Source organism: Chloracidobacterium sp. D (genome assembly GCF_018304685.1).
Classification (GTDB): Bacteria; Acidobacteriota; Blastocatellia; order Chloracidobacteriales; family Chloracidobacteriaceae; genus Chloracidobacterium; species Chloracidobacterium thermophilum.
On sequence record NZ_CP072634.1, the window covers coordinates 450734 to 464615 of the forward strand.

The window sequence follows — 13882 nt, forward strand, 5'->3', positions numbered from 1 at the left end:
AGCCGTCCCTTGGGACGCTCCACTACCGGAAGCAAAGCGAACGACTAGACTACGCAACTCCCGGCTGAGCTGTCAAGGGCGGACGTTCCTGAACAGACGAACCCGGAGCAAACGGACAATGTGCCGGGAACGGTGTGGCAGACTGCCAAGCCCCCCTGCCTAGGAAGTCTCCCCGCTGACCCGCTTGTGCCTGTCCAGCAGGGAAGCCCCGACACCCAGCGCCAGCAGACCCAGAACAACGCTCAGGCTGACCAGCGGCGGCAGGTGAAACCAGTCAAAGGCCAGCGCCAGCATCTTGATGCCGATGAAAAGAAGAATGACAAACACAGCTTTGTCGAGGTGAACAAGCATGCGCTTGGCTGCCGCCACCAAAAAATACATCGAGCGCAAACCAAGCACGGCAAAGATATTGCTTGTATAGACCAGAAACGGGTCCTGCGTGACCGCAAAAATCGCCGGTACGCTGTCGAAGGCAAACATGATGTCCGAGGCCTCAATCACCAGCAGGCACAGAAAGGCCGGAGTCAGCGCATGGTAGTGCCGCCCCTGCCCATCTGTGACCCTGGTCAGCAAGCGACCACGGTCGAGTTGTGTCGCAATCCGGTTGGGAAAAAACTGGCGCAGAAAGCGGACAGCCCAGTGGTTGGTGTAGTCCGTTTCCTCTTCGGTCGTGTCCTTCTGCCCGGCGCGAAAGAGGGCATACACCGACCACAGAATGACCAGGCCGAAACCAAAAAAGACCACGCGCTGGAGTTCGATATGCCAGCCGAAGATGGTCAGCGCCCCCAGCGCCCGCGCACCAAACAGCAGGCCAACGCCCAGTCCGATGAAAATGGCACGGAAAATCAGCGCACCAATGATGCCCCAGTACAGAATCCGGTGGTGCAGATACTCTGGAATGGCAAAGGCGGAAAAAATCGCCAGAAAGACGAAGAGGTTATCTACGGCCAGGGATTTTTCGAGGGCATAAGCCGTCAGAAACAGGATGGCGTCGTCCGTGCCACGAATCGAGGCTACATAGCCGGCAAAAGCCAGCGAGACCGCCACCCAGATGCCCGACCAGGTGGCTGCTTTGAGCATTGAAACCGGCCGGTCCGTTTTGCCGGAAGCCAGATCAACCCAGAGAAAGCCGATAACAAGCGTAATGAAAACAACAAAATGAACCGGATGGGTGGTGGCCGCCGACGCCAGGTGGGGCTGCATTGAAGGTCAGCTTTCATTACTTGTTGGGCTGGTCACGCAGGCCGATGATGGCATTTCTGGAAAACTCAATTTTGACCGACGGCGCGACGAGCAGGTGCAGAGTGTTTTCTTTCTCGTTGATGCCGGCCACGGTTCCGTAAATCCCGCCTTCGGTAACAACCCGGTCGCCGTTCTTGAGGTTGTTGCGCATGGTTTCGAGTTCTTTCTGGCGTTTCTGCTGGGGACGGATCACCAGAAAGTAAAAAATGGCGACCATCGCCAGAATCGGAACAAGCTGGATGAGAAAACTTCCTCCACCACCCTGTGCCAGGACGATGTTCATGTTGAAAGAGACTCCTCGGATGAAAGCTGCCGACGGTGGAAGTCAGCCCGGAAGCGGCTGAACTCGGCCCGTTCCAGAGCGTGCCGAATCTGCCGCATCAGGTCAAGATAGTGATGCACGTTGTGATAGGTTGCCAAGATGGAGGCGAGAATTTCTCCCGTCCGCAGCAGGTGCGCCAGATAGGCCCGCGAGTACCGCCGGCAGACCGCACAGGTGCAGTCCGGGTCAAGCGGTTGCTCATCACGGACGTAGCGCGCATTGCGCAGGTTGAGCCGGCCGGTCGTGGTGAACACCGTGCCGTTGCGCGCGTGGCGTGTGGGCATGACGCAGTCGAACATGTCCACCCCGCGCGCCACGGATTCAACCAGGTCGGCTGGCGTCCCTACGCCCATCAGGTAGCGGGGCTTGTCCGCCGGCAGGCGCGGCGCGATGAACTCCGTCGTGTCGTACATCAGGTGTTTTTCCTCGCCAACGCTGAGGCCGCCGATGGCGTAGCCCTCAAAGCCAATCTCCAGCAGTCCCTCCAGGGAACGGGCGCGCAGTTCCGGGTACACGCTGCCCTGCACAATGCCAAACAGCGACTGGCGCTCCCGGTCGGCGTGGGTGTCGAAGTACGTCCGGCACCGCCGCGCCCAGCGTTCGGTCAGTTCAAGCGAGTGCCGCACCTGTTCAGGCGAAGCCGGATAGGGCGGGCACTCATCGAAGGCCATGACGATGTCGGAGCCAAGCGCGATCTGAACCTCCATGGAGACTTCCGGCGACAACAGCAACCGTGTGCCGTCAAGGTGGGACCGAAAGGTGACGCCTTCCTCGCTGATGGTACGCAACTCACCCAGCGAGAACACCTGATAGCCGCCGCTGTCGGTGAGGATCGAGCGCGGCCAGCTCATAAAGCGGTGCAGACCGCCCAGTTCCCGGATGACCTCGTGCCCGGGGCGCAAAAACAGGTGATAGGTGTTGGCCAGAATGATGCGCGCATCCAGGGCTTCGAGCATGTCTTGGGTGAGCGCCTTGACGGTGGCTGCCGTCCCGACGGGCATAAACACCGGCGTTTCAATGACGCTGCGGGTCGTCGTAATCCGCCCCCGCCGCGCTGCCGTCCCGGCATCACTGGCCAGTAGCTCAAAGCGCAGACTCATCGCGCTTTCATGATGTTGCCGGCAATGCGGGCGGCAATGTCGCGTGGCACAAACCGCGTCGCCTGCGACAGCAGGCTGTTGGCCAGGCCCGAAACGACGGAACTGCTTCGCCGGCGGATGCCGGCAAAGGCGGCTTCAACGACTTCTTCCGGCGTTTGGGCGCGGCGGAGCATGTCGCGGGCCGTGCCTTCGGCGACCTGCGCCGTGTCGAAAAACTCCGTTGCCGTGGCCCCCGGACACAGCGCCATGACGAGCACGCCCTGGTCCCGGCATTCCTCGTGCAACGCCTCGGAAAAGCTCAGCACATAGGCCTTCGTGGCCGCATAAGCGCCCAGATAGGGCACTGCCTGGAAGGCGGCCGTCGAGGCCACGTTGACAACAACGCCCTGCCGGCGCGCCAGCATTCCCGGCAGGTAGCGATGGGTCAGCTCGGTCAGGGTGACAATGTTGAGCTGAAGCATCTCCAGGTTGCGCTTGAGGTCGGTTTCCACAAACCGCCCTCCAATGCCAAAGCCGGCGTTGTTGATGAGACCATCCACCTGGAGGTTCAGCCGTTCGGTTTCCTCAAAGACTTCCCCGGCTGCTTCCGGCAGGCTGAGGTCTTTGGCCAGCACATCCACGGTGATGCTGTGCTGCTTGGCCAACTCGGCGGCCAGGCGCTGGAGCTTGTCTTCCCGCCGCGCCACCAGCATCAGGTTGGCTTTTTCCCGCGCAAAGCGCCGGGCAAAGGCTTCTCCTATCCCAACTGAGGCGCCGGTAATGAGTACCGTTTTGCCCGCCCACGTTTCCATGTTGAATATCCTTCCAGCAAGTCAGAGTCTCCCGGTTTGAGCCTGTGCGATATGCCTGCTCGCGGGTCGCTTGTCAAAGAGGAATGCCTGCTTTCGGGACCGTCGCTGCTGCCCCGTCAGTGGGCCGCAGGACCGGCCGGCTCGGCAAGCACCTGACGGAAGTAGGCAATCGTCCGGTCAAGGCCGACATCAAGCGGGATGTGCGGCGCCCAGTTCAGGCGTTCACCGGCCAGGGTGATGTCGGGACACCGGCGCTGCGGATCGTTTTCCGGCAGCGGGCGATGCACGATGGGCGACGCCGAACCCGTCTTGGCCAGCACCTTCTGTGCCAGTTCAGCAACTGTGAACTCATCCGGGTTGCCGAGGTTGACCGGTCCCGTAAATGCTTCGGCCTGCATCATACGGACAATGCCTTCCACGAGATCATCCACGTAGCAGAAGGAACGGGTCTGCGAGCCGTCGCCATAGACGGTCAGAGGTTCCTCCCGCAGCGCCTGGCAGATGAAGTTGCTGACCACGCGCCCGTCGTTTTCGAGCATGTTCGGGCCGTAGGTGTTGAAAATCCGCACGATCCGCACATCCACGTGGTGCTGGCGGTGGTAGTCCATCGTCAGCGTTTCGGCGACGCGCTTGCCTTCGTCGTAGCAGCTTCGCGGCCCAATGGGATTGACGTTGCCCCAGTAGTCCTCACGCTGCGGATGCACGAGCGGATCGCCATAGACTTCCGAAGTTGAGGCGAGCAGAAAACGCGCGCCAACCCGTTTGGCCAGCCCCAGCATGTTGAGCGTCCCCAGAACACTGGTTTTGACGGTCTGAATGGCATTCGCCTGATAGTGGACGGGCGAAGCCGGGCAGGCGAGATGGTAGATTTGCGTGACTTCAAGCCGGATTGGCTCGATGACATCGTGGCGTATCAGCTCAAAGCGCGGGTGGGAAAGATGCGGCCGGATATTGGCGCGTTGGCCCGTGTAGAAGTTGTCAAGACAGATGACTTCGTGACCTTCATCCAAAAGTCGTTTGCAGAGATGTGTGCCGATGAAGCCGGCCCCGCCAGTGACAAGAATTCGCTCGGTCATAAGTGGTGTAGTCTAAAGTATTCATTGGTAAAGGATTTGGTGCGGGGTCTCAGGGAGTGTCCAGTCCGGGAAGGGGGTGTTGGCTGATGTCGGAGATGTTGGTCAACGCCCTGGAATCCGGCTGGTGGGCGCTGATCTGCATCGTTTCCAGAAGGTGATTCAGAATGGAAAGTACTGTGTAGTGGGACGCCGGTATGCTGTCGAGCAGCTCGCGTACCGTCGGCTCTCCGGCATGCAGGCGATACCAGATGTCATAGGCGATGGGCAGCAGGTTCTCGTCGCCTTCCCAGCGCAGGTCGTCGTCCAGAGGGCGATACCGCTGGTTGGCCGGAAACTGGCGCCGCAGCGCCCCGATCTCATCCTGCATGCGGACGGCTTCCATCAGCATCGTCATGCCGGGCAGAAGAATGTCACATGTGGCGCCTTCCGCCACTTCCCGCTCACCGCCTTTGAACTCGAATGTGCCTTCCGTCGGTGGCGGCTGAAAGAGCTGGAAAAAGGCTTCGCTGCCGGTCAGATGGCCCATGACGGAACGGCACAGGTGTCCATTGTCAAAGTAGATTTCGGCCAGGGTGATGCCCAGCGGGTCGTCCACGCGCAGCGTGCCGGTCATGCCGGAGCTGATGATGGTCTGGATGACCGTCGGCAGGTCGAAAAACTTGAGGTTTCCGCCCAACTGGCGCTGGCGTTCCTTGCGCATGTTGCGCACAGTGGATTCGAGCCGCTGGGCAAAGGTAAAGCACAGCCGCAGTGCGAGTTCCGGGAAGCCGGCCACAACCGAGTGAAAGTTGTCACGCGAGATGCGGAAAATTTCACCGCCGCCGGGCATGCGCGCTGCCGAAGCACGATTGGAGCGGGTGAACATGGCGACTTCGCCGATCACGTCCCCGGCTGCCACGTAGGCCACCGGCGTCAGCTCTGCCGAGCCTTCCATTGCCGGACGGCGAATCTCCACGACCCCTGATTTGATGACATACAGGTAATCGGCCGGGTCGCCAATGTGGAAAACATCCTCGCCGGGTTCAAAAACAACGACCTGCCCGCGCAGGAACAGCGCCTGCAACGTCAGGTCGGAAAGCGTCGAAAACAATTCGCATTCCCGCAAGAACGAAAATTCCGGCGGTGACGAACGTGGTTCTGGAGAAGACATAGGCGCGTCGCAACCCGGAATCAGACGGAATGGCTCGGTACGGCCTATTGTGCACGATGCCGCCCGTGGCGAACAGTGCCACAGCGGCCTGCCCGTTCCAGGTGGCGCATTTTGAGGTCAATACCCCACCTGGAGGGCAGAACCCAAAGCGTGAAATCAGGACGACCGGCGCAGTTCCTGCTTGACCGCATCGGTGATGCCGGCCGCCGACAGGCGCGGCAGGTAGATGTATCGCCCGCCAAACAGCTCTGCGAGCTGTCTGGCTTCGCCACGTGAGACAAAGCGGTTTTGAGTGTCGAAGACCACGAGGCGGATGTTACTGGCGGCATATACCCGCGCCAGGTCTTCCAGTTCACGCCGGATAGCATCGGCGCGGGAAAGGTTCCCGTCCGGTTCGGGCGTCCGGGCCGGGACGTTGCCGCGTCCGTCGCCGATGACAATGACAAGCGCCTCGGTGTAGGCCCCGGTGCGCCGGACTTCCTCGATGAGCGCCTGTGCCCGCCGGAGTGCATCGTTGAGCGGCGTGGCTCCGCCGGTCGGCAGGGTTTCGAGCTGGCGCTTGGCCGCTTCGACGCTTTGTGTCGGAGCCAGCAGCACCCGGCTTTCGTTGCCATAGCAGCCAATGAGGGCAACTTTGTCCCGGTTGACGTAGGACTGGCGCAGCAGTTCGACGACAGCCCCTTTGGCCTGTCCCATACGGTTGGCAGCCATGCTCCCGGAAGCATCCACGATGAAGACGATGAGTGCGCCGGTGCGCTGGCGGAGTTTCTTGAGCCGGACGTCGTCTTTTTTGAGCAGTATCCGGTCGGGTGTCTGTCCGTTGGCGAGCAGCTTCTGGCGGCGGGCCGGCTGGTGCGGTGCGGCCTGACGCAGCGTGGCTTCAATGGCGACGCGCCCCCGCGAGGGTTCGCCCGGCACGGAGCGGACGTGCCGCCCGGATTGAAAGTTGTCGCGCTCGGAGCGTTTCCCGTAGCGCCCCAGCCGCGCCTTTTTGGCAAAAAAGTCGAAGTCGGCGTCGAGGGCCGCTTCTTCGGCGTCGAAAACCAGCGCCAGGTCTTCGAGTTCCTCCGGCGGTGAGGGCGGTTCCGGCTCGTCTTCCGAGCTTTCCGAAGGCGGTGGCGGCGGCGGTGGTGGTTCGGGTTCGCTTTCGGGACGCTGTGTGGCGCGCGGCAGCAGGACGAAAAACTCGGCTGTCCGGCAGTCGTCTTCATTGACCGCGGTCCGTCCTTCGAGTGCGGCATTGGCCCGGGCCGCCAGCGTGGCAAAGTATTCTGCCCGCTGCCCGACGGTGCCCAGCGCCGCCGCACGCGCGCAGAGCCAGTGCAGGGTTTCATCGCCCAGCGTGACCTGCGGCAACCGCTGCCGTGCATCAGTCAGGAGATTCCGAAGCAGCGTGGTTTCTTCGGCGTAAAGCATCTGCAGGGCTTCCGGGTCACGCTCGAAGGCCGCCACGGTTTCGATGACTTTCTGCCGGGTTTCGAGGTCAGACTGGCGCGAGGCGGCCACGATGAGGCCCAGCCGGTCGAGGATGTGCCAGCGTACGGGGCCGTCACCCGGATTGAAGGCCGCAATCAGCCCGAAGTCCGCGGGCAAGGTCAGCGAGACGCCTTCCCGTTCGACGCGCAGGCAGCCTTCGTCGAGGCAGGTCAGCAGGGCGTTTTCCACCTGGGTCGGCAGCAGATTGAGGTTGTCGGCAAAGACGTAGCCGCCGTGGGCTTGCGCCAGAATACCCGGCGCGAAGCGTCGCCGGCCGCCGGCGAGCGTGGCTTCGAGGTCGAGGCCGCCAAAAAGGCGGTCTTCACTGATGTTGCCGGGCAGGATGACGAACGGCGGGCGCCGGCCGTCCACGTCGGGGACAATCTGGGCAAAACCGCGCGCCAGAACCGACTTGGCACTGCCGGCCGGAGCGGCAAAGGCGACGCCGCGCAGCCGGGGTTCAATGGCCAGCAGCAGCAGCGCGCGCTTGACCGGAGCATGGCCGACGACAGCGACAAAGGGCAGCGTGACGAGCTGAAGGGAAGGGCTGGTTTGGGCGTAAGACATCATGGTGCAGTGTCAGGGGCCGGAACGGATGTGACTGCGTAAGAGGATGGCAGGCGGCCGGGCGGATGGTGCAGCTACGGATTCAACTTACACCAAAAGGCTGCCCGGCCAAGGCTTCGGCGGCTGGGCCGTGACGGGTTTGGTGACTTGAGTCTGCGGCCGGCGGTTTCTAAGATGGCATCACTATGGCTGACCGTACTTTTACCCGCCGTGATCTCCGCCCGGAACGCAAACCGGCGTGGCTGAAAATCCGCCTGGATGCCCGTGACAGGTTTCAGGAAGTCGCCCACATGGTGGACGATCTTTCCCTCAATACCGTGTGTCAGGAAGCGCGCTGCCCGAACATCTGGGAGTGTTTCTCCAACCGGACGGCGACCTTCATGCTCATGGGCGACATCTGCACGCGGCACTGTGGCTTCTGCGCCGTGACAAAGGGTGCGCCCCGGCTGCTCGATCCCGCTGAGCCGCGCCACGTCGCCGAAGCCGTCCGCAAGCTGGGCCTGCGCCACGCGGTCATCACTTCGGTGAACCGCGATGACCTGCCCGATGGCGGCGCGCACCATTTTGCGGCGACGATCCGGGAAGTCCGGCGTCACAACCCCGGCTGCCGTGTGGAAGTGCTCATCCCGGACTTCTGCGGCAACTGGGAAGCCCTCGATGTGGTGATGGAAGCGCGTCCCGATGTGCTCAACCACAACACGGAAACGGTCAAGGCGTTGTACCGGCGGGTGCGTCCCGATGCCATTTATGCCCGCTCGATGGAGTTGCTGCGCCGGGCGGCCGCCTGGCGTTCAGCAGACTATCCCGTGCTGACGAAGTCCGGCGTCATGCTGGGTCTGGGCGAGACACGGGATGAACTGCTGGAAACGATGCGCGATCTGCGTGAGAACGACTGCGATATTCTGACGTTGGGGCAGTATCTGCGGCCAAGTCTCCGTCACCTGCCGGTCGAGAAGTTTTACCACCCGGATGAATTTGCCGAACTCAGGCAGATTGGGCTGGCGATGGGGTTCCGGCATGTCGAAGCCGGCCCGCTGGTGCGCAGTTCTTACCACGCGCACGAACAGGTTGCGGAAGTGAATGCCCCTGTGCTGGCAGCCCCGCCGACACTCGTGCCGTTGACGCGCCGCCGGTCAACGGCATCAGCACCGGACCTGCCGGGAAACACCCTTCCCGGTGCCCTTCCTCGTGAAAGAACGACCTAGCCACAGGGCCTAGCCAAAGAGCCGGGGCACGATGTCGCCGGCCCGGCCGCGCAGCGAGAGCGTCATGTGGGGCGTCAGGTCGGTGCTCTCCGGGTTGACCTCGATAACGGCTGCGCCGGCATCGCGCGCGGCAAAGGGAATGAGTGCCGCCGGATAAACCACGCCGGACGTGCCGATGACGAGGCAGACATCACACCGGGAAGCTGCAATTTCAGCTTCCTCAAACGCGCCGGCCGGAAGCATCTCACCAAAGAGAACAACGTCGGGGCGCAGCGGCTCGTCGTGGTCGCCACGGGGCGGCAGCGTCGGCAGCGGCGTTTCGGGCAGCGGATAGCGTTTGCCCGTACGCAACCCGCGTCCCCGCCAGATGTTGCCGTGCAGCTCGATGATGCGTTGGCTGCCGGCCTTCTGATGCAGGCCGTCCACGTTTTGCGTGACCACCAGAAAATCCTCAAACCGCGTTTCCGCCTGGGCAACGGCGATGTGCGCGGGGTTGGGAACGACGGTTTTGAGCAGCGTCCGCCGGTAGTCAAACCACTCCCAGGCCGTGGTGAGGTCCTGTTCGAGCAGTCCGATGGAAGACGCAACGGCGGCCGGCATCCCCTTCCAGGTCGCATCTTTGCCACGAAAGGTCGGCACGCCGGATTCGGCCGAAATGCCGGCTCCCGTGAACACTACAACGCGCCTGGCGGCGGCAAGGTACTGACGGGCTTGCTGGAGCTGGTCGTCGGTCATACGGGCAAGTGGTTGGTTAGAGGGTTTCGGCCGAAGTGGGCGTCGGAACGGAAGCCGTCTTGCGGCGGAAAAGGCTGGCCAGTTTCCCAGCCGGTCCCTGCCCGGCGTAGATGATGGCCAGGATGAGTAACGTCCATTGCGAGTAGTTATAGACGAGAAAAATGAGCAGTCCCAGGGAAAGCAGTACGATCTGCGGATGCCGGGCGTATGGCCCCAGGTCCTTGAAGCTGTTGAACCGCAACGTGCTGACCATAAGCAGCGCCAGCGTAATCGCCAGCACGAACAGCCCCAGGGCCCATTCCGTCGGGGTGATGAGGAATTCCTGCCCGAAGAGGCGGTAGTAGGTTTCCTGATACACAACCGGCAGCGGCGTGAAGTGCACAATGGCGGCGAGCAGCCCAGCCGCCGCCGGGGTGGGAAGACCGACAAAGAAGCGTTTGGCGGTTTTGGGGTCGCCGGGGATGGGTTTGGTCGCCTGGACGTTGAAGCGCGCCAGACGCAGCGCACAGCAGATGAGGTGAATAAAGGCCGCCCCCCACGCCAGCTTCTGAAACGCCGGAATGCCGGAAAAGCCCCAGGTGTAGAGCAGAACCGCCGGAGCAATACCAAAACTGAGCACGTCGGCCAGGCTGTCGAGCTGGACGCCAAACTCACTCGTGGCATGCATCAGGCGCGCAATGCGTCCGTCGAGAAAGTCGCACAGCACCGACCAGCCAATGCACAGCGCCGCAATGTCGAAGTGCCGCGTGGCCATTTCCGGGTCGTTGAGCGCCACGTACTTGTAGCCCTTCAGGCTTTCGACCACGGCATAAAAGCCCATGTAGATGTTGATGCAGGTGATGAAGCTCGGCAGGACATACACGCCTTTGCGCAGGCGGCGGCGGGTGAGACGATGTTTGGCTTCAGCTTCACGGTTCATGGCGACAAGGCGTTGGCGCCGGCAAAGGCGTTGGCGCCAGCAAAGGCGTTGGCGCTAGTCCAGTGGGCGAATCCGTCCGATGATGGTGGTGCCGCCCTTGACCCGCTGCCCCTGGCGCACCTGGAGTTCAACTTCGGCCGGGACGATGAGATCAGTCCGTGAACTGAACTTGATGAGACCAATCCGCTCGCCACAGGCAACCTGATCGCCGACGCCTTTCCACAAAACGCACCGGCGGGCAATGAGTCCGGCGATTTGTTTGAGGGTGACGGTGATGTGCGTTCCTTCCAGCACGACGATGAACTGCTCGTTGATGAGTGCCGCATCTTCCCGCAGGGCGCTTTTGAACTGTCCGGGCCGGTGCAGGACATCCCGGATGATGCCGGCGATGGGCGCCCGGTTGATGTGCACGTCCAGCGGCGAGAGAAAAATGCTCACCAGCCACGGTGAAGCCGGGTCGCCGGGCGTCACCGGAGCCAGGCGGGTGATGCGCCCGTCGGCCGGCGAGACGACAATATCGCTGCCGGGCGGAATCTGGCGCTCCGGGTCACGAAAAAAGTAGGCCACGAAGGCGGCCACAAGGCCAACCACGGCTACGAGTCCCCACGCCGGAGGCCACCAGAGCGCCGCCGGGGCAAGCAGCGCCGCGGCCAGACCGCACCAGAGCAGGTAGGGATAGGCTTCCTTGGCCATTGCTCAACGTTCGTTGCGGGTGGCGCGGGAAGTCGTGGCTTTGGCCGGCTCGACCTTCACGTTGTAGAACGCCTGGAGGCCGGGATAACTGGCACTGGCCCCAAGCTGTTCTTCGATCCGCAGCAGACGGTTGTACTTCGCCAGGCGGTCGCTCCGGCTGGCCGAACCGGTTTTGATCTGTCCTGTGTTGAGCGCCACGGCGAGGTCGGCAATGAAGGCGTCTTCGGTTTCTCCCGACCGGTGCGAAATGATGGCCGTGTAGCCATGGTTTCGCGCCAGTTCGACGGTATCCATGGTTTCGGTCAGCGTGCCAATCTGGTTGACCTTGATGAGAATCGAGTTGCCAACGTGCTGCTCAATGCCTTTGCGCAGATACGTCACGTTTGTCACGAAAAGGTCATCACCTACCAGTTGTACCCGGTCGCCCAGGGCTTTCGTCAGCAACGCCCAGCCGGTCCAGTCGTTTTCGGCCAGTCCGTCTTCGATGGAGATAATGGGATATTTTCGTACCCAGTCAGCCCAGTATTCCACCATGGCTTCGGGGGTGTGCTTGGACTTGTCGGATTTTTTGAAGATGTAGTGGCCGCCCTCGAAAAATTCGCTGGCCGCGGGGTCAAGCGCCACGGCCACCTGTACGCCGGGTTTGTAGCCGGCCTGGGTGATGGCTTCGAGCACGAGTTCAATGGCTTCCTCGTTGGAACGGAGGTTGGGCGCAAAGCCGCCTTCGTCACCGACGGCCGTGTTGTAGTTGCGTTTGCGGAGCACGCCCTTGAGGGTGTGGAAAATCTCGGCGCCCCAGCGGAGGGCTTCGGCAAAGGTGGCCGCACCGCAGGGGGCAATCATGAACTCCTGGAAGTCCACGTTGTTGTCGGCGTGCGCGCCGCCGTTGAGGATGTTCATCAGCGGGACGGGGAGCGTCCGGGCGTGGGTGCCGCCAAGGTAGCGGTACAGTGGCAATCCGACGGCCTGGGCGGCAGCGCGGGCCGTGGCCAGCGACACAGCCAGCATGGCATTGGCGCCGAGCTTGCGTTTGTTGGGGGTGCCGTCGAGCGCGAGCAGGTCCCGGTCGAGTCCCTGCTGGTCGAGGGGGTCGCGGCCCACGAGACGTTTGGCAATCGTGGTATTGACGTTGGTCACGGCCTTTTGGACGCCCTTGCCGAGGTAGCGGCGCTTATCGCCGTCGCGGAGTTCAAGGGCTTCGTTCTCGCCGGTTGAAGCCCCGGAGGGAACGGCGGCCGTTCCCACGAGTCCGTTGGAAAGCACGACATCGGCTTCGACGGTCGGATTGCCGCGTGAGTCAAGGATTTCGCGGGCGTGGATGCGTTCGATGGTGAGTCCCATGGGGGTGATGCCTCGTCAGTGCAAGGGAATGCGGAACGTCGTGGCTTGAAAAAGGCGTAAAAATGAAGCCAGGCTTTCGAGTTTCCCCGCACACTCCGCAAACTCACTACCGTTGCTGTATCTCTACCCTGGCGGGGTTCGTGAGCCCTTGGACGCGCGGGACCCGAAAGCCTGATATGCGCCTGCCGTGTGACAAGCCCAACGACTATAGGCCGCAAAAGCCGGGGTGTCAATTCACTGGCCGGGAAACAGGAAATGGCACGCGCGTCTGGAGTGGGCGTTATTGACGGGCAGGGTTCTGGTCATTTGACTCAAGCAGGGCTTTCCAAGCAGCCGGTTTGAGTTACAATGCCCGGCTTATGCTCAGGCTCTGATTCCGTCGGCTCTATTGCTCAATCCGCATGCGTTTTTTGTTCTGTCTCATTGCATTTGTGTGTTTTTCTCTGCTGCCTGTCTCCGTGGATGCCCAGTGCAACATGCGCGTGATGGAGACGCGCGAACTCGTCCTGAGCGCCGATCTCATTGCGCGGGTGCGGGTGCGCTCCACCAAAAACATTCGCAATCCGATGTATGGACAGTTGGCGACGCTTGAAATCGTCGAGGTCATTTATGGCGATCCGCGCCGTCAGGAAGTGCGGGTATGGGCGATGAGCACCACCTACTGCGCCCGCGATGTGTATGCGCCCCAGCAGGAAATGCTGGTCTTTCTGGCCCGTGATCAAACCCTGTTTCATACGGTCAACTGGCAGTATGGGCAGTTTCTGATAAACGGGGATACAGTCGAGAACTGGCGCGGACGCTCCGGTGAGGTAGCGGACGGGGGGGCAGCGACCGTGGCAACCGGGGCATCCGAGGCACGGCGAGGGGAGGTCCCGCGTGGGCAGCCGCGGCCCTTTGCGGAAGTCAAACAGGAAATTCTGACCCTGCTGGAGGAAGCCCGGCAGAACGGCAAGGCCCGCCGCCCGTGAGGGTGCTCGGCTGGTTGCCTGGGGAGTGCGGGCGTCCCGCCCGCACCTTTCCGGGAGCATGGGACTCTTGCCCGCGCGAATCTCCGACGGAGGGCATTGAACCGTCGCTGACGCGACGGGGTGTGTAGGGATGCCGCGATCCGTGGGTTGAAACCCACGGCTAAAATCAACTGTCGCTACGCGACGGGGCTGGGAGCGCGGGCGTCCCGCCCGCACCTTCCCGGAAACATGGGCATCCTGCCCGCACGAAATCTCCGACGGAGGGCATTGAACCGTCGCTGACGCGACGGTGAATGG

The 13882-nt window shown here is 62.2% G+C and carries 13 protein-coding genes and 1 other RNA gene; 2 read left to right on the top strand and 12 right to left on the bottom strand.

What is annotated here, in order from left to right; translation table 11 throughout:
* Positions 1-159 precede the first annotated feature (159 nt).
* The 7 genes from J8C01_RS01915 to bchD all read right to left on the bottom strand — a co-directional run bounded on the left by J8C01_RS01915 (position 160) and on the right by bchD (position 7727).
* The gene (locus J8C01_RS01915; RefSeq protein WP_211432196.1) at positions 160-1203 is read right to left on the bottom strand and encodes a TerC/Alx family metal homeostasis membrane protein; all 1044 of its coding nucleotides are present in this window, start codon (positions 1201-1203) and stop codon (positions 160-162) included.
* 16 nt (positions 1204-1219) lie between these two features.
* Positions 1220-1525, bottom strand: a complete 306-nt coding sequence (gene yajC / locus J8C01_RS01920; RefSeq protein ID WP_014098891.1) for a preprotein translocase subunit YajC — start codon at positions 1523-1525, stop codon at positions 1220-1222.
* Positions 1522-2664, bottom strand: a complete 1143-nt coding sequence (tgt, locus tag J8C01_RS01925) for a tRNA guanosine(34) transglycosylase Tgt (protein WP_014098892.1) — start codon at positions 2662-2664, stop codon at positions 1522-1524. The genes yajC and tgt overlap by 4 nt, the downstream gene beginning before the upstream one ends.
* Entirely contained in the window at positions 2661-3455 is a 795-nt protein-coding gene (locus J8C01_RS01930; RefSeq protein ID WP_211432197.1) for an SDR family NAD(P)-dependent oxidoreductase, read from the bottom strand. The genes tgt and J8C01_RS01930 overlap by 4 nt, the downstream gene beginning before the upstream one ends.
* A 116-nt stretch (positions 3456-3571) precedes the next feature.
* Positions 3572-4531, bottom strand: a complete 960-nt coding sequence (locus J8C01_RS01935) for a UDP-glucuronic acid decarboxylase family protein (protein WP_211432198.1) — start codon at positions 4529-4531, stop codon at positions 3572-3574.
* 49 nt (positions 4532-4580) lie between these two features.
* The gene (locus J8C01_RS01940; protein ID WP_211432199.1) at positions 4581-5681 is read right to left on the bottom strand and encodes a cyclic nucleotide-binding domain-containing protein; all 1101 of its coding nucleotides are present in this window, start codon (positions 5679-5681) and stop codon (positions 4581-4583) included.
* Between the two features lie 156 nt (positions 5682-5837).
* Positions 5838-7727: a magnesium chelatase ATPase subunit D gene (gene bchD / locus J8C01_RS01945; RefSeq protein ID WP_014098896.1), complete on the bottom strand. Its 1890-nt coding sequence runs from the start codon at positions 7725-7727 to the stop codon at positions 5838-5840.
* 182 nt (positions 7728-7909) lie between these two features.
* Here bchD and lipA point away from each other — a divergent pair, with 182 nt between their 5' ends.
* Positions 7910-8929: a lipoyl synthase gene (gene lipA / locus J8C01_RS01950; RefSeq protein ID WP_211432200.1), complete on the top strand. Its 1020-nt coding sequence runs from the start codon at positions 7910-7912 to the stop codon at positions 8927-8929.
* A gap of 9 nt (positions 8930-8938) precedes the next feature.
* On the opposite strand, the gene J8C01_RS01955 is transcribed toward lipA, so the two are convergent.
* The 5 genes from J8C01_RS01955 to ffs form a co-directional block, all read right to left on the bottom strand.
* Positions 8939-9664: an SIR2 family NAD-dependent protein deacylase gene (locus J8C01_RS01955; RefSeq protein ID WP_014098898.1), complete on the bottom strand. Its 726-nt coding sequence runs from the start codon at positions 9662-9664 to the stop codon at positions 8939-8941.
* 16 nt (positions 9665-9680) lie between these two features.
* A complete protein-coding gene (locus J8C01_RS01960) occupies positions 9681-10583 on the bottom strand; it encodes a CDP-alcohol phosphatidyltransferase family protein (RefSeq protein ID WP_211432201.1) in 903 nt (300 codons plus the stop codon).
* Between the two features lie 54 nt (positions 10584-10637).
* Positions 10638-11276 (bottom strand): phosphatidylserine decarboxylase, encoded by a 639-nt coding sequence (locus tag J8C01_RS01965; protein WP_014098900.1) that lies wholly within the window; start codon positions 11274-11276, stop codon positions 10638-10640.
* Positions 11277-11279: 3 nt separating this feature from the next.
* A complete protein-coding gene (gene eno, locus J8C01_RS01970) occupies positions 11280-12617 on the bottom strand; it encodes a phosphopyruvate hydratase (RefSeq protein ID WP_014098901.1) in 1338 nt (445 codons plus the stop codon).
* 71 nt (positions 12618-12688) lie between these two features.
* An RNA gene (gene ffs / locus J8C01_RS01975) (signal recognition particle sRNA small type) lies at positions 12689-12786 on the bottom strand.
* Positions 12787-13018: 232 nt separating this feature from the next.
* Here ffs and J8C01_RS01980 point away from each other — a divergent pair.
* Positions 13019-13585 (top strand): hypothetical protein, encoded by a 567-nt coding sequence (locus J8C01_RS01980; protein ID WP_014098902.1) that lies wholly within the window; start codon positions 13019-13021, stop codon positions 13583-13585.
* Positions 13586-13882 lie beyond the last annotated feature (297 nt).